We start from the raw sequence: 16998 nt of genomic DNA, 5'->3' as shown, positions 1-16998 counted from the left end.
TTCTCTAACTTTAAATACAATACCATCCATCCATACGATTAAATAAACAGGCTCTAATGGGCGATTTTGCCAAGCTACAATATCAGAAGTTATAGCATCAGTTATACGAGAAATGGTCGATTGAGAAACGTCAAAATTATAAACTTCTCTGATTTGTTCTTCAATATCAGAAACGGACATTCCTTTGGCATAAAGTGACACAATAACGTTTTCCAAGCCTTCTACCATGCTTTTTCGCTTGGGGATAATCATAGGGTTAAAACTAGCATCACGATCCCTAGGAACCTTTATTTCTTCTTCGCCGTAACTGGTCTTTATCTTTTTGCTAGAATAACCATTACGTGTATTATCTCCCTTTCTTGAATCATGCTTATCGTAATCTAGGTGAGCATCTAGCTCGCCTTCTAGCATTTTTTCAATTCCTCGCTTTTGTAAGTCTTTTAGGAAGTTTTGAAGGTCATCCCCAGTTTTAAACTGTTTGAAAAACTCATCCGGAAATAGGTCTTTTGTTTCCATAACTATGTAAATATTAAATATATAAAAAAATTCTGCTCAGTTTTAACCCAAGCAGAATTTTATACTTACACAGTTTTTGGTACAGTGTCTAGAAAAAGCTAGAGTATATATAATTTTGTATTCTAGCTTTTTTGCTTCTTGTATTCTGGTAATTAATACTCTTTTCTCTTTACCAATTTTGCAACCTTCGGGAGAAAAACGAGTGGTCTTTGTTCCTGTTCAAATTTTTCAATTTGTAAGGACAAAGACACATCTCGATCATTTAAAGTTTACTTTGCTGTGGATAATAGCGCATGAATTTATTGTTCCACACTCAAAAAAGAGTTATCTCCCAGTTCTTTTTTAGTAAGTAAATATATCGTACTACAGAAGATGTCTAGTTCTTTAATATCTTCTAAAGAACAATTTATTATGTGTCCATTTGATTGAGGATAAGATCTAACAAAACTGTTATTATTAAATAGAAATTTTCTGATAACAAACATATTGTCTATATCTGTATAATCGAACCGTAATATCCAGTCAGGGCTTTTGTACTGCACACGTCCTAAATTATGTATTTTTCCATGTTATGAAACTTTACTGAAGCTACATTTAAAAACAAATTATTAAATATTAAATAATGTAGATATCTATTAATTTTTTATTTTCAAAGAAAAGCTTACACTTGTTGTCTATAATTAAATGATCATCAAAAACACTTTGTTTTATTTCTATCTTGTTTTTTTCTATTTCTTCCTTGATTTCTTCAAAGAATAATGGCTCAAACAAATATCCCATTTCAGGAATAAATTCGGAAAGTTCAAAGTGGATAAGGACGATTTTATTGTCTTTGTCTATTGTAAATTCAACATTAAGAAATTTTATTAATATAAAATCTTTATCATAAATACATTTATACTTTTTATTTTTAAGGTACTTAATTATTTTTTCTTTTTCATCTCCTATTGTTATACTTTCAAATGCCTTTGAATTAATAAAGTCCATAAAATCAGTTTTACTAATTTTTCTTATTACACTCATATTTTATTTGTATTTTTTCTTTATGTTCTTTTCAATAAAATGAAACTCTGCAGATCTTCCTTTTGCTTTATCTCCCATTTTTCCTTGTCCATGAGCTTCAATGACAGTCTCTTTAGCTATAATTGCATTATCTAATATATGTTGACGCCACTTTGAATCAGTGTCAAATTTAGATTGAGCATCTTTAATTGCATTGTTTATTTTATCCACTTCTTTTGTACTTAAATTCTTTGTACTAAACACTGATTTAAAGGAAATATCGCCATCTACATTAGGTTTTATACTCAATTCTATATTATCTTTTCCATAAAAATGTAACCCTTTTGATACGATATCTGGCTGACTGGGAGAATGTATTTGATATTGGTTTGCCAACCCAAATACATCCACCTGACCATTACTATCCCACACATACGCGTACATAGTAGGATTATTCCCAGCAAGTCCTATTGGGTCTTTAGATATATATAATCCACTATTAGAATCATAATACCTAAAACGGTTATAGTAAAGTCCATTTAGCTCAATGTCTTCATACTGGCCTAACTGACGGAAAGGAATAAACTGCCTATCACCCTCTAAGTTCCTTAATCTACCATAGATGTCATAGTCTGTACTCCATACCTTAGTCCCACGCTCATCAAATGCTTGTATCGAATACCAACAAAAACATAAAAAAAGGTGAGATCATTATTTCTCAAAAAAACAAAAGAGTTAGTTGTCAACAAACTAACTCTTTTGTTTTATCTAATAAATGTTTGCAAAGAATTCAATTAAGGCTATCTAGCCATTTATTAAAAAACGCATCTTGTTCTTCTAACGTTACTATTTTAGAAACATCCATCTCTTTTTCAAAAATATTAACTTTATCTTTTTGAAAATTAATCTCATTCCCTAATCTCAATTTTACTGTAAACATTGTACTTTTAAGAGCCTTTACCATACTATATTGTAAACTACATCCTTTTATAAGCATTCTTATATTTTTTGCTTCTAAATTTTTAACAAGTTTACAAAAAGCTTCATAAGTTCTAATATCACTTACTTCAATTTCATTTATATCATCAATATATTTTATATGTAGTACCTTAAAACTACCTATATATTGAAATGTTGTATTATCCTTATATTCAATTATTGAAGGATTCTCTTCTTCTTCTTCCCAAACAAATATTTTTGCAGGCTTTTTTTTATCAAAATATAAACATTCTATTATGTACTCTTGCATATTAATTTTATAGTTTAAATTAGTAATAGTTCCATTTAATATTATCAACATCAGTAATGTTTTTAGCATGTGTCGTCCCTTTTATATCTTCATTTAAAATTCTATTTATTACCGCAAATTCGTTTTCTTTAGGAAATGGACTATCTGCTCCCAAAGTTTTGTTCACATCTATCCCCTTTGCATCATCGATCTCAATTTTATAGATATATCCTTCAGAATTATAATAATTTCTACCAAAATCTCTTGCACTTTCCAAAGAATAAGAAGTGGATATAAATTGTGATTTAGTATTATGTTTAGCATAATCTAATAAATCAACATCTGCACCTGGTTTGAAAGCCTGAAATCCTCCACCACTTTTTATAACATCTGGAGATCTTGTATCAAATCTATAAACAGTTATAATCTCCAACCCAAATACATCCACCTGCCCATTACTATCCCATACATACGCATACATAGTAGGGTTGTTTCCAGATAGACCTATCGGATCCTTAGATATGTATAGTCCTGTCGTAGAATCCTAATACCTAAATCTATTATAGTACAGACCTCTTAATTCTATATCCTCATACTGACCTTGCCATCTAAATGGACAATCTGTCTTAGAACCAAGTTTTAACTGCGGTCTACCATAAATATCTAATGTACAATCCCATACTAGAACACCTCGATCATCATACATCTGAGTAGGTATGCCTAAGTAATCTGAGATAACACTATACCTCCTACCATCCACTATCTTCGCGATAGGAGTATAGTTATAAAAAAACACCCTAATAATAAACTATTAAGGTGCTACTTAAAATCATTTCATTTTTCTATTAAGTAAAAAAGAGTCTAAAAACTCAATTAATTCTTCTTGAGTATCTAAATAAACCTCTTTACTAATAATAACTTCCTTATATAGTTCATAATTAATTCCATAATAATCATCTATTGCTTCTCCATAATAAACATAAAAAGGTTTTTCTTTAGCATTATAATAAACCACTTCAATAAATAAATTAGTTCTTGTTGCAGAAAAGAGTAATTCTTCTTTTTTATATTCACTTATATTCCATACAAGATTATTATGATTAATCTTCCATCCTCCAATTGCTAAAGGCACTAAATCACGATTAAAAGGATTGAGTTCTTTCGATATTAATTCATTAAAAGCATTTATATCATGATTTGTCCTAACAAAAACTCTAGCATCATCATCAGAATTAAATTCCCAAATTCCCTTTATTCTACTTAATTTATAAACACTTAGCATATAACCTACATTTTCATTTTCATAAGTCATTTCAAATGTAATTCCCCTATTAATATTATCAGCCACAAATAAAGTTGTGTTATCTAACCATAAATCATCTCCTTCTAAATTTTTCTTATAAAAAAAATCTTTATCCTCAAATGAATTCATTCCAATTGTCCATCCGCCTTCTACTTGTATTCCTATTTTCTTATTATTCATATATTTTACTTATATTTTCCTTTCTGGATGTCTTTTTTATACTTACGTGCATCTGCCTCACTAATAGGATGACTATGCATAAATCCAGAAGAATATTCAATTCTCATAAATCTTGTCTTCTTTCCATTATTGAACCCTACATCAGTATGGTGTTCATAAATAAAATGATAATTGTTATTACTTTTTTGAAAATAATCTCCTTTATTAATAGCATCTATTGCTCCCTGTTTTTCTAAAATAATTATATCTTTTTTATTTTTAAATACTTGCAAATAAGAAGCCTCTGCTAACCCTCCTTTTTTACCAATACTTAACTCTTTTGCATGAGCATCACTTACTGCATTAAGATGTTTTGTAGAGTGTATTTTTGAATCTGCTCTAATAGCTGTGTTAATCTTCTCTATCAATTCAAGTGGATCAATAGTACTCAACCCAAAAACATCTACCATTGCATTACTATCCCACACATACGCATACATAGTAGGATTATTCCCAGCAAGTCCTATCGGATCCTTAGAGATATATAACCCAGTACTAGAATCATAATACCTAAAACGGTTATAGTAAAGTCCATTTAGCTCAATGTCTTCATACTGGCCTAACTGACGGAAAGGAATAAACTGCCTATCACCCTCTAAGTTCCTTAATCTACCATAGATGTCATAGTCTGTACTCCATACCTTAGCTCCTCTATCATCAAATGCCTGTACTGGACGGCCGATATAATCACTAATGATGCTGTATCGCTGCCCATCCACAATCTTTGCGATAGGAGTATAGCCATGACTATACACCCAGGTCACTAGATTATCCGTAGGCTCTTCTCTGTCATAGGCTAAGTCACTCTCTTCATTTACTACTAGGGTAGGGCGCTCATTCACCTTATAATGCCACTCGTGTAGTAGTACATCTCCATCCCAAATATAACGATAAATCGTATCTCCTACAATCTTCGCTGTACGTCTTCCTAAGGCGTCATACTCAAACTGTACATACACTTTATCAGGGCTAAGTACACTTCTAATCATACCATTAGCTGTCCAGTTGTATTCCCAGTCACCTCGTATCCACTGTATGATGATTTAACTTAAACTGAAAAACATTCTAATGCTATTTCAGCTTGTGGTTGTGCCTTAAATTTTAGAAATAATATTAGAAACGACAATGAAGCTCTTAAATGGTGTATTAAAGGATTAGAATATGAACCTGACAACAATATGCTGTTAGATTTAAGAAGAGAACTTGAATTCAAAATAGACCCTTCTAATTATGCAATTGACAAACTAATAGAAAAGGGTTGGATGAAAAAATAAATGTACATAACACCGTATTGATAAAATACACATTTTAAAGATAAATTTAAAAAAACTCTTTTTTCCCTCAAAATCAATTATTAAACAGTATATTTAACATAGAATCAAACCGATTCCAATCATAGCATAAAACTTTCGTCATAAGGTGCTCACAACAATCCAAAAAAGTGAACCTCCGTATTTATAAAGCATACAGCATAAAAGAGGCTAACCCTCTTTCTCCGCAAAGAAAACCGATAATGAGAGTTATCGGTTTTTTTATTTCCTAAAAGTACCCAAAGCTCGCTTTGTGGGTACTTTTAGGAAATAGAAAAACAAGGATAAGCGTAGCTTATCTGTTTTCTTTGTGTTTATATACCCCCAAATGGGATATCTAATCCCTCTTTAAAATAAACTAACAATCTCGCGTTTAAAATCTTCTGAATAAACACGATTTTTTTGATTTGTTGAATGTGAACTTTCATAGGAAAATTGATTTTTTATGGTCAACCTATGTCAGGGACGTACACTCCGTTTTTAGCATCAACTAAATCAACTACATTACCTCTTTTTCGATCAATTACCATAAAATCGGGTTTACTATATGTTCCCTTTTTACTTACTTTTACCATTAGGTAATTTTGTTTGTTTTTTTCTCTATCTTTTTTACTAAATATTCCAAATCATCTTCATGTTGACAATTACTTTGAATAAAACGTATAATTTCATTTCTATATTCCAAAGGAATCTCTTCAACTTTATCTCTTATAACGTCTAAAAATACTCTTTCTGCTATTTTACTAGGAATTAAATCTTTTATACTTAAATAATATTTCCATTTATCTACATAATTATCAAAATGTGCTAAATCTCTTAAAAAAAAAGATACATGTACCCCTACTGCTCCTTTTTTTTCATCTTTATACTTTAGCATTAATTGATACATTTCATTTGTTTCTTCTAATTGATATCTAATAATTAAATAACCTAATGAAGAAATAATATCTGAAATCAATCTAAAATCGTCATTATATGATTTAGCAATTTCAACTAATGCTCTACCTAAAGAAGGGTCATTTAAATATGCTACATATTCATTAGATACCTCATCTCTTGGGACTTTTTCAAACTGTTTTATAACTAGTTGAATTTCATATTTTTCTAAAGTTTCCCATTTAATAATTTTATCTTTTAAAGCTATTATATTCTCTATTTTACCCTGTATTTTTTTTGATACTTTCATAACTTATGCTCCACTACAAATTAAATTTCCTTTACTATCTACTTTTTTCTTATCATAAGAATAATTAGCATTTTAAATCAAATAATTACGTTTTAAATTATTTAAGGTTTTTATTCTCTACTCCAATTTTGGTATATGTAGCTTAATTTTTTCATTATTTTACTCTGTATAGTCCGTAGGATTCTTAAATCCCGCTGGGAGTTCTCCCTCTGCCCATCGCTTCATTCTAAAGATAGAATCCCATTCTCCGAAGGTAGGGTAGGGCTCCCAATTACTCTCTACATTCACAGGTGACTCCGCTACATACTTCTCTTCTATGCCGTTACCACTGTGGATATCATACATCTTCGTGACCTCTAGATATCCATCAGGGTTAAAGGCATAAGAGATATAATCCTTATTCTTCCAATCACCATTGATCATGTCTTCTGGATACTTAAAAATTTCTAGCTCCACTAAGAATAAATCTCCTCTTTTGAAGCGCTCTTTATTAAATGCTGATGTATCAAAAGATACTGCATTCTGAAATGTATATTGCATATACACTCGCTTGTGCTCATCTAAAAAGAATAGCGTAGCAAATGCACCTCCAAATCTAATATAAGCATAGGGTTGATCAATAACGTCTATGAATGCAGTTACATTAAAAGCGCGAGCAATCGCATCTACCTTCTCATTAAACTCTTTACTACAAAAAGAAAATTCTCCAGCCCACATGCTATTCATAAACTCTCTATTCATGCTATAGGCATACTTCGCCCACGTCTCTACATCTACAGTCTTCTCAGCTAAGACTTTTTTAGGCATATCTGATTTATAGAAATTACTGTAGTACCAACAAGTATCCTCTTCTGACTTAAGTTTATAATATTCTCTACTCCAATTTTGGTATATGTATCTTAGTTTTCTCATTAGTATTATTTTTTATTCCACCATTCTAGCATTTTCATTATTACTTCTTCCACCTCTTGTATGATTGCGTCTGCCTTACCTACATGTTCCCTAACAGCATCTAGTATTTCCTTTTCTTGTTTTGGGACTTGGCGTATTTTATCTCCTTTTATTAAATTATAAAACGCCAAAAATTTTCCCAAAAAATAAAAACACAAAGATTAAAGGAAATAAATAAAGTAACCCTGCTAATCTTATTAGAGTAGCATTAAACCTATGTTTTTCTTGTATCTCATGTTTTTTAAGATACATAACCTAATTACTCAGTTAAGTCTTTTTATTACAGGTTTTCTTTATTAGATATAGCATAAAGATATCCACTTGCTAGAATTTCGATATAGCTATCATATCCCACTATCAAATAATGTTTTAAACTAAATGTGTTTGATGGGTCATAAAGTCTTTTCTTTTCTTTTAGCAACTCTGAGTTATCTACTTCATAAAATCCAGAATCTGGGCAATAACCAAATCTCTCCCAAAAATCGAATTTATTTAAATCTTCATTGACTTTAAAAACTGTATGATTAGTATAATTAGATTCAAAGAAATCTAATGTTATACATTTTACTTCTGCTACTGTAGTAAAAGTTATATTTATATCATATAATTTTAAACTATCCTTATAATCTTGCAGCATTTTTCCTTCAACTTTAACGTTTGTTTCCTTCCTCGAATATTGGACTTGTAAGTCAATTGTTGAAATATCAAAATTAACATGTTCTGGGATTAAACTGTAATTATACTCTTTCATTTATATTCTGTATCGTTTTTAAAAATGATATCAAATCCATTTTTATTTTTGAGTAACAACTATATTTTTCACCTTACAATATACTGTTTTTATATAATTGAAAGTACTGAAAGTCTCTGATCATCTAATTCGTCCACATCATCTTCTTCAAAAGATTCAGCTATAATTTCAAAACTACTGCCAAAAGGATCTAAGAAAGTAACAAATAGCAATCAGTTAGATAAGGTTTTTAGCATTGTTTTGCTATCCATACGTGAGTACAATTTATTTGACCTTATTATATTTACAAAAAATTAATTATTTTAGTCTACCAATTTATGCACTTACGGGTATAAGTGTTGTTTCACGAAACACAATATCTTTTATTTCGGGAAACAGGATTTTATACGTAACACCAATCTAACGCAAATGAATTTCGAAATAAAGATTTTGAAGAAGTTTCATTAGAAAAATTAAAAATCGATAGTGTAGTTATTGATATTAAATTCAAGTAAAATCCTTCATTAAAAATAAATTGTAGCAACTTGTAACATTTTGAAAAGACTTGTATCTAAAAGACAAATGAATAAATAACAAGAAAAATGAACAAGTACAAAATAACTATTATCATGTTCGTCATTGCAGCATTATGTGTAAAGGTATTTGGCCAATCAACTCCATATTCTTTTGACGTTCACAAAACAGGACAAGGAAAACAAGCCATGATTTTTATCCCAGGTTTTGCCTGTTCTGGAGAAGTTTGGAATGAAACTATTGAAAGATTTGAAAATGAATATACGTGTTATTCTTTAACAATGGCAGGTTTTGCAGGTGTTAAACCACGAATCAATTCAAGTTTTGAGAATTGGGTAATTTCTATAGCCGACTTTATTAAGGATAACGATATAGAAAAGCCAATTATCGTAGGACATAGCATGGGAGGAGGTTTGGCATTAGCAATTGCTTCTGACTACCCAGATTTGATTGATAAAATAATTGTAGTTGATGCACTGCCTTGTTTGTTTGCATTAACGAATCCTACTTTTGAATCAAAGGAACATAATGATTGTTCTACTGCTGTTCATCAAATAACCGCACTGACTGACGAACAATTTTACCACATGCAAAAACTGTCAATTCCCCAACTCTTAGCCGATACTACTATGCAAGAAAAAGTCGTAAATTGGAGTGTGAAATCCGATAGGAAAACTTTTGCTGAAATGTACTGCGATTTTTCAAACACGGATTTGAGAGAGAGAATACAAAATATAAAATGCCCAAGTTTAATTCTGTTAGAATCTTATTTTGCCTATATGAAACCAGCTATCGAAGAGCAATATAAAAACTTGAAATCAGCTAATTTACAATATGCAACTAAGGGACTGCACTTTATAATGTATGATGATAAAGAATGGTATTTCACACAAATCAACAATTTTCTAGCATCGTACTAATGGAATTTGACGAGATATATAAATCGTATTGGCAAAAAATATTTCGGTTGTGTATGGGCTATGTAAACGACTTTGAATTAGCACAAGACCTAGCGCAAGAAACTTTTATAATTATATGGCAACAGCTTCCAAAATTTAGGAATGAATCAAATATTGGAACTTGGATTTTCAGAATTGCTTCTAATAATTGTTTACGCCAAATTGAAAAAGAAAAGCGAATTATTAAAACGGATTTGCCTAAACATGTAAGAGAAGAACCGCAAGAATCTATTGAACCGCAAATTCAACTTTTGTACCAATTTATTTCCGAGTTACCAGAAACTGATCGACTACTAATTTCATTAGAATTGGAAGACATAAAACAAGCAGAAATAGCAAATATTATGGGTATTTCAGAGGTGAATGTAAGGGTGAAAATTCATAGGATAAAAGAAAAATTAACGCAGAGATTTAAAGAAAATGGATAATAGTACTATAGATTTTACTGCTATTTGGCAACAACAAAAAGCTGCTCAACCAAACATAGTTGAGCTACAGCATAAATTGAATCGATTTAAAAAGAACAACTTTAAAAAACTTATCATCTCTAATATATTGTTGATAACAACAATTGTATTTACAATTTTTATTTGGTACAAATACCAACCCCAATACCTTACTACAAAACTTGGAATTGTTTTGGTTATTCTAGCAATGGCTGTCTTTTTATGGGTTTACAATAAACAGTTTTCAAGTTTTAACAAAATTGATGACACACAAACTATCAACGATTATTTAATCAGTTTGACTGAATTAAAAACAAAACAAAAATTTATACAAACAACAATGTTGAGCTTGTACTTTATAATACTTTCTTTAGGAATTGGCTTGTATTTGTATGAATACACTTTAATGATGCCACTCTTTTGGGCAATTTTTGCTTATGGCGTTACATTAATTTGGATCGGCTTTAATTGGTTTTACGTAAGACCTAAAACAATAAAAAAACAACAAGTTAAATTGGACGAATTAATTCATACGTTTGAGGCTGTAAAAAAACAATTAAATAAAGGATAAAAAGGCAGCTACCACATCATAATTAGTTAATAAAGTGTTTTTCGAATTATAGTTTTAAGATATACCATCTTGTCTCAAAAATCAAATATTAAAAACTATATTTGATTCAGAATCACACAATCCCAATCATGGTTTAAAACTTTCCGAATAAGATGTGCACAACAATTCAAAAAAGTGAACATCTCTATTTATAAAGCATATGGCATAAAAGAGGCAAACCCTCTTTCTTTACAAAGAAAAGCACAATACCGAGTGTTGCGAGGGATGGTTTTTACAATAAAAGTACCTAGACAAGGAAGTTTTTCAGGAACTGATTTAGAGCTTTTTGATGCCTATAAAGCAGCCTATAAAATCTTGATGAAATAAAAGTTGATGTAAGAGCTCCAGATGGGAAACATTTCTTAGGAACAGATGTAACTCCTCATGAAGGAATTATTTTGATAGAGAAGTGGTTAAAAGCACAAGGTAATTAGATTATAAATAATGATGGAAAAAAAAGAACAAATCAAAAGAATAGCTAGTGTAATTGGACCTATTCTTGAAAAAAGAATCGATTTTAAAAATATTGATGAATTACTTGATGAAAGAGATCATGAATCATTTTCAGCTATGTGGATAAGTGAATTTAATAAGGTAGAAAAAATAAAACGACAAGGAGAAAACGATTTATTAATAGATACACTGAGAGAAGAAATATTTAAAAGCGTATTTAATAAATCAAATAATTCAGATGTAGCATCATATATTTCTGACGATTTAGCGTTGCTCATGGACGCGGTTCATTCTAATTACGAGAGTGCTTGGTTAAGTGCATTATTAAATCTATATATTGAAGGAGAAATACCTAAAGGAAAAATAGAAGAGAAAAAGACTTCACTTCTATCATTAATAGAAAAATTAAAGGAATAAATGGTTGTGTTGTATAAAGTTGTTCAATTTTTGTACTAGATTGAGTATTACTTACAAAATGATTACAGTTTTTATTTTAATAGTAGAATTAATTTACAAATCAAAAGTAAAGGCTTCTCAGAGACCACACATTACATCTTCTTACAGTGCATATCAAATAGCGTTAAAGGCTTTGGATAGTAATAAGATTGAATTATTAGAGCAGTATAACGAACCGAGCAACGAAAAACGAACCACCAGCTTTCATTTTGAGTACCTACTGTTTTACACAGCTGCGTTTGTCTTTCTTACAACAGGCTAGGTTTTAAATAGGAAATATAAATATAAAGATGAAAATGGTGAAGAAGTATATACTTATGTGTATTTTTAGCTCTTTAAATACGCGAAATAACAAGGGATAGGGGGTGTAATCCTTGAATTAGTTCATTCAGTAGAAGTTTATCAGATGAAAAAAATAGTAACTTTAGTTATGCTAACGGTAAGCAGTTTAGCATTCAGTCAAGAAAAAATAACAAAACTGGCACCCAGTGTAACCAAATTGGTAATTCAAAGAGAGGAGAATATACAGATAGAAAATAGAATTAGCTTGCAAGATTTTATTGAAAATATATATATAAATTCGTCTCAATATTTCAATGAAGGGGCTTTGCCTTTGGTTGAAAAAGGAGAATTTAATGTTATTCTCTTAGACAAAGATTCCAAACAAATTAATATGAAATCTTCAGATTTTAAAGACTATACGCCTGATGATATAAAAGCATTTACTTTTGAGAAGTCAGTTGTAAGTAGAATATATGGGTTGCAAGGTTATTATTTTGGTATTGTAACCATTAAACTTAAAGAACAATAAATTGGAATTATATGATATAAATAAAGTTTTGGAGGTATCCAAAACTTTATGGTATGAGACTTATTCTGATTCTAAATTTTAGATTGCCTGGAGTTTCTTCTGGTATTGACAAAAAACAAATTACATAAGTCGTAAATTCAACAAAATAGGCATAGGGGGGATTTGACGAAATTCCATCGTGTTTTGTTTCGTGAAATAACAATGTTAGCAGAAATGTTAAAAGGACAACCCTACAACTTAACTCTAACAAAAAAAGTAGTATCTTCCGTCAGTAATTTTAATTGAAAATGTCTAAAAAAGTATTCATAGCACCTAGACTTGTTGGTTCTCGATTTGAGGATCACACCTTACCTGTGAATATTTTAGAAGATTTCACTGCTCTAGAAGATTTAGTTATTGAAGTAGCAAAAGGTATTTACATTGCTGAAAATTCGAATAGAAAACGTGTGCCTAAAGGTTTTTCTGATGGAGTTTATTTAAAACTGGTCGACATGGAGGAAGGTAGTTCTATACTAATATTTGCTATAGCAAGTACTATTGTTTTAAAAAGTGAACTGCCTCTAGAAAACCTAGATAATTTTTCGTATTTCGAAAAGGCAAAAGATAAAATTATTGAATTAGTAGAGTCTGTGAATGATGGTAAGGCTCCTACTCAGATTGATTATAAATTATTATCTTACTTTAGTAAAATTGGCAAAAATCTGCTAGATGATGAATCAATTGATTTTGGTTATAACTATGAATCACGAACAGCTTCAAATGCTATATTAAATAAGGCCACTAGAAAAAAAATCTTATTATCAAGTGAGCAAAAGACAGAATATGCTGATAGCATTAAATTATTTGCCTTAATTCCTGAAATAGATCAGAAAAACAACACATTTCAAATTGAAACTGAATTTGGTAATGTTAAGTGTCCTTTAACAGAAACAATTAAAGATTCTGTATTTGTAGCATTCAATGAATATGTAAATAAAACTTATGTAACAATAAAAGGTACTGCTCAGTTTAACTGGAACGACAAAATTCAAGAAATTACAGAAATAGAGTCTTTGGATATATTAGATCCATTAGATGTATCCCTACGTATAAATAACCTTTCAAAATTAGAAGATAATTGGTATGAAGGTCATGGTAAAGCTTTAAATAAAAATGGATTAAATCGGTTTGAAAATTTATTCAACTCCTATTTCGAAAACAAACTACCTCTTCCTGCTATATTCCCAAAAGTAGATGGAAATATACAAATGGAATGGAAAAATGAAAACAAAAATGTTGTAATCGAAATTAATTTAGATACCTTGAAGTCTGAGTATTTTTATTACAATGACATTGATGATTCTGATGAAAAGGAAGAAACGATCGAATTAGGCGAAAAGGAAGGCTGGATTCAATTAAATAATTTAATAAAATCGATTGTTTAATGGAAAGTAAAAAGTTATTACATAGGCAAATACATCCGTCATTTGTTGTCAATGGTATTGTCTCTAGTCAAGCCTTTTTTGAAAATTCCCTTATGATATCTTCTGGTGCATTCAATCCAACTGAAAAAGACGACAATAAATTATCAGTATATAATGGTAACATATTTTCTGCAAAAGAAGCATATGAACATTTCACAACTAGTTATACTTCTTATGGTGTTTTATCTATAACCGAAGAAGAAGTACTTTCCATTGATCCTTTAACAACAAATGATGACAATATGCCTTTTGAAGGACATTCTCATATTGATTTTAGTAAAATAACTAGTAAAAATCAAAAAACTAAAAAAGCTGGTAAATTAAGGGATTACGCTATAAAAAGAAATTGGACATACAAGCTTGATAAATAAACACTTCCGCTAACATCGTATTGACGAAATGGCGGTTTAAGGGAGAAATTGAAAGTTTCTCCTTTTTTGAAAAAAGGACTTTTTCTGTGCTCTCCTTTTGAATAGAGGTTATGAAACTATTTTTTTTCAAAAGAAACCTTGGATTAAAAAATACTAATTAGGTAACGTTCTTAATATATTACTCAACGTCCCTTTTTCAAAAAGATAAATACTTCCTTTGTATTCTTTCTGTCTCAAATTTCCTAAGAGATCTTCTTCAAAATGTTTATTAGTATTCCACGCTCCTTTATAATATTCTTCATCAATAACTAAAAGAGGAGAGTAGAAAAATTGATTATAAGACTCATCCAGATGATTTAGATCTTGCATTACCAAGAATAACTTATAGTTATTCCTCACTGCATAATCCTCATATACTTTTAATGGTACACAATAGTTCGATGTACATTTATTTACAAATATAACCACCATTGATTTTTCATATTTAATCAATTCTGCTTTAAGTTTATCTCCTGTAACAGGATAGATATAGTTCCTGTCAAGCTGTGTTAAATCATCTGTCCGAAGAATTCTTTCTTTCCACACATCAGGCAACTTCTTGTAATGACTTGCTGAGCATCCCATTAGAAAAAACATAAGAAAAAAATATCTCATTTTTACAATGCTTTAAATATTATTCTATATCCACCATACTTCCTCATATCTCCGGAATACTCTATTTCAGCAGCAGACAGTTTATACATTTTATCTCCTAGCTTTCTGCGACGTATTTCCTCTCTTGCATCTTCTGTCTCACAAGAAACTAAAGCAAAAGCAAATATTACTCCAATTAAAATTTTCTTCAAAATATATAAATTTTGATTAATTCAAAGATATGTAAATTATAGTTCAAACAAATTTAATATAATTTTTTATTAAATTTATTTAAACTATAATTGTATATGATATTAAATCTTGTGTTGTTTAATTATTTTGTTAAAATCACAACAATATAGGATATGATATCACACCGTTCCTTTTTATTAACTAGTCCGGAATAGTTCATGAAAAAGTAGAGTCGAAAAAGCCGAACTATCGACTTAAAAAACTTAGAGTAGGCAATCAAAAAAATAATGTTAGTATGTAATATTAAAAAATTATCCTGTTGCCAATGCTTTTTGGCGTTTCTAGTTGTTTCTTGTGAAATTGACAGTAATGAAAGTACATCTAATTTATACAAGGAAAGTCAAATAGGGGATCCTCCTATTACACAATACCCGGGCCTTAGAGTTTTCTATGATAATGGTGGTGACAACTTCGGTTGCGATGGAATTAATGGAAATTGTCTTCCTGATATAATTATTACATTACCACTACAAAAAAATATAATTAATGATATTATCAAAATTAGTAATGACAATGTTGCAGTAGCAAAGTATTTTAGAAATAAAAAAGACCTGCTTAAAGATTTCATTGATCAAAATATTGGGTAATCTCAGAGCTATACTGCTGTAAATGTTGCTTTAAGATATTGTCTAAATAAGAGTAAAGCGTAGTTTTTTCTTCTTTAGCCAGTTGGGTTATACGAAGTAATACTTCGTGATACTTAGGTCGGATATAAACAACCTTTCCTGCTCTTGTTGATGGAAATTCATTAATTAGAAAAAGCTCTTGGTATTTAGTAGTTGCTACTTCTTTCTTTGCTTTCTTCTCTTTGACTTTTGTTTCTTCTTTTTGGCTTAGAGGTTCTTCATTTTCTTCTACGATAGGTTTAACTTGTGTTACAGACTTAACTTCTATATCACCACTCATGATATTCATTAAATAATCTTCATCGACTAACTCATTTTGAGTGTTTTTTTTTGATGGTTGGTTTACTGTTCCCATATTGTACATTTTTAAAGGTTTACATTTTACATTATGGATAGTTGTAAGCTTTAACTTGTCGAAAACTTTACTCTTGTAAGTTTTTACACCAAGATTGTTTTAAAACAGCTTTAAAGTGCTAATTAAAAGACAATTGCAAAACTTACTTTACTATCTTACAGCAAAGGAAATATATATACAGTTTGAAAACTTTAAATGGAGTTTTAAGGTTACACTTGGCTCTTTAGGGTCAAATAGTAAGTGATTTCTTAATATGAAATTACTGTAGATTTTACTTTGTAAAATAGGTGGATTTAGTAATCGAAAGATTACAGCAAGTTATGTTTTGAGGCACTCTAAATTGAGATTCTCGCTTTCAAAACTACTTGCTCTTGCAGCCGGCTGGAAAACTACTCCGAAGTCGTTGGTTTTTGCTTAAATAGAGTGTTAACTCAAAATATTGAGTGGTTTACGGATTTCCGTAATAGAATTAAAGAAAGTTTTAATATGTTTGAAAGCATACAATATTTGTAGGCTTCCCTATTTTAGGACACCTCTAAATTCGACAAATAATTCTTATTATGTTCAGATTTGATGAAGAATTT

General features: G+C 30.0%; 24 protein-coding genes. 10 read left to right on the top strand and 14 right to left on the bottom strand.

Annotated features, from left to right (window positions below):
* From HX062_RS15635 to HX062_RS15585, 11 genes are all read right to left on the bottom strand, one after another.
* On the bottom strand, nt 1–516 hold a 516-nt coding region (locus HX062_RS15635; RefSeq protein ID WP_286468067.1), incomplete at its 3' end, for an IS256 family transposase.
* Nucleotides 517–1131: 615 nt separating this feature from the next.
* Entirely contained in the window at nt 1132–1539 is a 408-nt protein-coding gene (locus HX062_RS15630; RefSeq protein WP_286468066.1) for a hypothetical protein, read from the bottom strand.
* A gap of 3 nt (nt 1540–1542) precedes the next feature.
* On the bottom strand, nt 1543–2142 hold the full coding sequence (locus HX062_RS15625; protein ID WP_286468069.1) for an RHS repeat domain-containing protein: 600 nt from the start codon (nt 2140–2142) through the stop codon (nt 1543–1545).
* Nucleotides 2143–2308: 166 nt separating this feature from the next.
* Nucleotides 2309–2818 carry a hypothetical protein gene (locus tag HX062_RS15620; protein ID WP_286468065.1) on the bottom strand — a complete coding sequence of 170 codons (510 nt, stop codon included), beginning with the start codon at nt 2816–2818 and terminating at the stop codon, nt 2309–2311.
* A complete protein-coding gene (locus HX062_RS15615; protein WP_286468064.1) occupies nt 2787–3227 on the bottom strand; it encodes a scabin-related ADP-ribosyltransferase in 441 nt (146 codons plus the stop codon). The genes HX062_RS15620 and HX062_RS15615 overlap by 32 nt, the downstream gene beginning before the upstream one ends.
* Nucleotides 3228–3575: 348 nt before the next feature.
* The gene (locus HX062_RS15610; protein WP_286468063.1) at nt 3576–4229 is read right to left on the bottom strand and encodes a hypothetical protein; all 654 of its coding nucleotides are present in this window, start codon (nt 4227–4229) and stop codon (nt 3576–3578) included.
* Between the two features lie 5 nt (nt 4230–4234).
* Complete coding sequence (locus tag HX062_RS15605; RefSeq protein WP_502888516.1) at nt 4235–5296, bottom strand: RHS repeat domain-containing protein; 1062 nt, start codon at nt 5294–5296, stop codon at nt 4235–4237.
* 731 nt (nt 5297–6027) lie between these two features.
* Nucleotides 6028–6153: a hypothetical protein gene (locus HX062_RS15600; RefSeq protein ID WP_286468061.1), complete on the bottom strand. Its 126-nt coding sequence runs from the start codon at nt 6151–6153 to the stop codon at nt 6028–6030.
* Entirely contained in the window at nt 6153–6764 is a 612-nt protein-coding gene (locus HX062_RS15595; RefSeq protein ID WP_286468060.1) for a hypothetical protein, read from the bottom strand. The genes HX062_RS15600 and HX062_RS15595 overlap by 1 nt, the downstream gene beginning before the upstream one ends.
* 159 nt (nt 6765–6923) lie before the next feature.
* Nucleotides 6924–7676 (bottom strand): hypothetical protein, encoded by a 753-nt coding sequence (locus tag HX062_RS15590; RefSeq protein WP_286468059.1) that lies wholly within the window; start codon nt 7674–7676, stop codon nt 6924–6926.
* A 319-nt stretch (nt 7677–7995) separates the two neighbouring features.
* Entirely contained in the window at nt 7996–8466 is a 471-nt protein-coding gene (locus tag HX062_RS15585; RefSeq protein WP_286468058.1) for a hypothetical protein, read from the bottom strand.
* 581 nt (nt 8467–9047) lie between these two features.
* On the opposite strand from HX062_RS15585, the gene HX062_RS15580 reads away from it, so the two are divergent.
* From HX062_RS15580 to HX062_RS15545, 9 genes are all read left to right on the top strand, one after another.
* A complete protein-coding gene (locus HX062_RS15580; protein ID WP_286468057.1) occupies nt 9048–9899 on the top strand; it encodes an alpha/beta fold hydrolase in 852 nt (283 codons plus the stop codon).
* A complete protein-coding gene (locus HX062_RS15575; protein WP_286468056.1) occupies nt 9899–10366 on the top strand; it encodes an RNA polymerase sigma factor in 468 nt (155 codons plus the stop codon). Before HX062_RS15580 ends, HX062_RS15575 begins: the two co-directional genes overlap by 1 nt.
* A complete protein-coding gene (locus HX062_RS15570; RefSeq protein WP_286468055.1) occupies nt 10359–10955 on the top strand; it encodes a hypothetical protein in 597 nt (198 codons plus the stop codon). Before HX062_RS15575 ends, HX062_RS15570 begins: the two co-directional genes overlap by 8 nt.
* Nucleotides 10956–11129: 174 nt before the next feature.
* Nucleotides 11130–11321: a hypothetical protein gene (locus HX062_RS15565; RefSeq protein ID WP_286468054.1), complete on the top strand. Its 192-nt coding sequence runs from the start codon at nt 11130–11132 to the stop codon at nt 11319–11321.
* On the top strand, nt 11318–11428 hold the full coding sequence (locus HX062_RS16260; protein ID WP_502888515.1) for a hypothetical protein: 111 nt from the start codon (nt 11318–11320) through the stop codon (nt 11426–11428). Before HX062_RS15565 ends, HX062_RS16260 begins: the two co-directional genes overlap by 4 nt.
* Nucleotides 11429–11438: 10 nt before the next feature.
* Complete coding sequence (locus tag HX062_RS15560) at nt 11439–11864, top strand: immunity protein PIM1 family protein (RefSeq protein WP_286468053.1); 426 nt, start codon at nt 11439–11441, stop codon at nt 11862–11864.
* A 445-nt stretch (nt 11865–12309) separates the two neighbouring features.
* Complete coding sequence (locus HX062_RS15555) at nt 12310–12714, top strand: hypothetical protein (RefSeq protein ID WP_286468052.1); 405 nt, start codon at nt 12310–12312, stop codon at nt 12712–12714.
* A 287-nt stretch (nt 12715–13001) separates the two neighbouring features.
* Nucleotides 13002–14138: a hypothetical protein gene (locus HX062_RS15550; RefSeq protein ID WP_286468051.1), complete on the top strand. Its 1137-nt coding sequence runs from the start codon at nt 13002–13004 to the stop codon at nt 14136–14138.
* Nucleotides 14138–14548, top strand: coding sequence for a hypothetical protein (locus HX062_RS15545; RefSeq protein ID WP_286468050.1), 411 nt, complete (start codon nt 14138–14140; stop codon nt 14546–14548). The genes HX062_RS15550 and HX062_RS15545 overlap by 1 nt, the downstream gene beginning before the upstream one ends.
* Nucleotides 14549–14701: 153 nt before the next feature.
* On the opposite strand, the gene HX062_RS15540 is transcribed toward HX062_RS15545, so the two are convergent.
* Together HX062_RS15540 and HX062_RS15535 are read right to left on the bottom strand one after the other, a co-directional pair.
* The gene (locus tag HX062_RS15540) at nt 14702–15202 is read right to left on the bottom strand and encodes a hypothetical protein (RefSeq protein WP_286468048.1); all 501 of its coding nucleotides are present in this window, start codon (nt 15200–15202) and stop codon (nt 14702–14704) included.
* A 2-nt stretch (nt 15203–15204) separates the two neighbouring features.
* Complete coding sequence (locus tag HX062_RS15535; RefSeq protein WP_286468047.1) at nt 15205–15393, bottom strand: hypothetical protein; 189 nt, start codon at nt 15391–15393, stop codon at nt 15205–15207.
* A 267-nt stretch (nt 15394–15660) separates the two neighbouring features.
* On the opposite strand from HX062_RS15535, the gene HX062_RS15530 reads away from it, so the two are divergent.
* Nucleotides 15661–16020 carry a hypothetical protein gene (locus HX062_RS15530; RefSeq protein WP_286468046.1) on the top strand — a complete coding sequence of 120 codons (360 nt, stop codon included), beginning with the start codon at nt 15661–15663 and terminating at the stop codon, nt 16018–16020.
* Here HX062_RS15530 and HX062_RS15525 read toward each other — a convergent pair.
* Nucleotides 15998–16414, bottom strand: a complete 417-nt coding sequence (locus HX062_RS15525; RefSeq protein ID WP_286468045.1) for a DUF3408 domain-containing protein — start codon at nt 16412–16414, stop codon at nt 15998–16000. The two genes, HX062_RS15530 and HX062_RS15525, sit on opposite strands and share 23 nt — an antisense overlap.
* Nucleotides 16415–16998: the final 584 nt, after the last annotated feature.

The sequence above is a fragment of the Myroides sp. DF42-4-2 genome, from assembly GCF_030326445.1.
Classification (GTDB): domain Bacteria; phylum Bacteroidota; class Bacteroidia; order Flavobacteriales; family Flavobacteriaceae; genus Flavobacterium.
This window is presented reverse-complemented; position numbering and strand designations above follow the sequence as displayed.

What these genes read in the sequence shown, in the direction of transcription:
- HX062_RS15570 (WP_286468055.1), top strand. Translation starts at nt 10,359, where the DNA reads ATGGATAATAGTACTATAGATTTTACTGCTATTTGGCAACAACAAAAA.
- HX062_RS15560 (WP_286468053.1), top strand. Translation starts at nt 11,439, where the DNA reads ATGATGGAAAAAAAAGAACAAATCAAAAGAATAGCTAGTGTAATTGGA.
- HX062_RS15550 (WP_286468051.1), top strand. Translation starts at nt 13,002, where the DNA reads ATGTCTAAAAAAGTATTCATAGCACCTAGACTTGTTGGTTCTCGATTT.
- HX062_RS15540 (WP_286468048.1), bottom strand. Translation starts at nt 15,202, where the DNA reads ATGAGATATTTTTTTCTTATGTTTTTTCTAATGGGATGCTCAGCAAGT.
- HX062_RS15585 (WP_286468058.1), bottom strand. Translation starts at nt 8,466, where the DNA reads ATGAAAGAGTATAATTACAGTTTAATCCCAGAACATGTTAATTTTGAT.
- HX062_RS15590 (WP_286468059.1), bottom strand. Translation starts at nt 7,676, where the DNA reads ATGAGAAAACTAAGATACATATACCAAAATTGGAGTAGAGAATATTAT.
- HX062_RS15580 (WP_286468057.1), top strand. Translation starts at nt 9,048, where the DNA reads ATGAACAAGTACAAAATAACTATTATCATGTTCGTCATTGCAGCATTA.
- HX062_RS15600 (WP_286468061.1), bottom strand. Translation starts at nt 6,153, where the DNA reads ATGGTAAAAGTAAGTAAAAAGGGAACATATAGTAAACCCGATTTTATG.
- HX062_RS15615 (WP_286468064.1), bottom strand. Translation starts at nt 3,227, where the DNA reads ATGTATGCGTATGTATGGGATAGTAATGGGCAGGTGGATGTATTTGGG.
- HX062_RS15610 (WP_286468063.1), bottom strand. Translation starts at nt 4,229, where the DNA reads ATGAATAATAAGAAAATAGGAATACAAGTAGAAGGCGGATGGACAATT.
- HX062_RS15555 (WP_286468052.1), top strand. Translation starts at nt 12,310, where the DNA reads ATGAAAAAAATAGTAACTTTAGTTATGCTAACGGTAAGCAGTTTAGCA.
- HX062_RS15525 (WP_286468045.1), bottom strand. Translation starts at nt 16,414, where the DNA reads ATGGGAACAGTAAACCAACCATCAAAAAAAAACACTCAAAATGAGTTA.
- HX062_RS15545 (WP_286468050.1), top strand. Translation starts at nt 14,138, where the DNA reads ATGGAAAGTAAAAAGTTATTACATAGGCAAATACATCCGTCATTTGTT.
- HX062_RS15575 (WP_286468056.1), top strand. Translation starts at nt 9,899, where the DNA reads ATGGAATTTGACGAGATATATAAATCGTATTGGCAAAAAATATTTCGG.
- HX062_RS15630 (WP_286468066.1), bottom strand. Translation starts at nt 1,539, where the DNA reads ATGAGTGTAATAAGAAAAATTAGTAAAACTGATTTTATGGACTTTATT.
- HX062_RS15530 (WP_286468046.1), top strand. Translation starts at nt 15,661, where the DNA reads ATGTTAGTATGTAATATTAAAAAATTATCCTGTTGCCAATGCTTTTTG.
- HX062_RS15620 (WP_286468065.1), bottom strand. Translation starts at nt 2,818, where the DNA reads ATGTTGATAATATTAAATGGAACTATTACTAATTTAAACTATAAAATT.
- HX062_RS15595 (WP_286468060.1), bottom strand. Translation starts at nt 6,764, where the DNA reads ATGAAAGTATCAAAAAAAATACAGGGTAAAATAGAGAATATAATAGCT.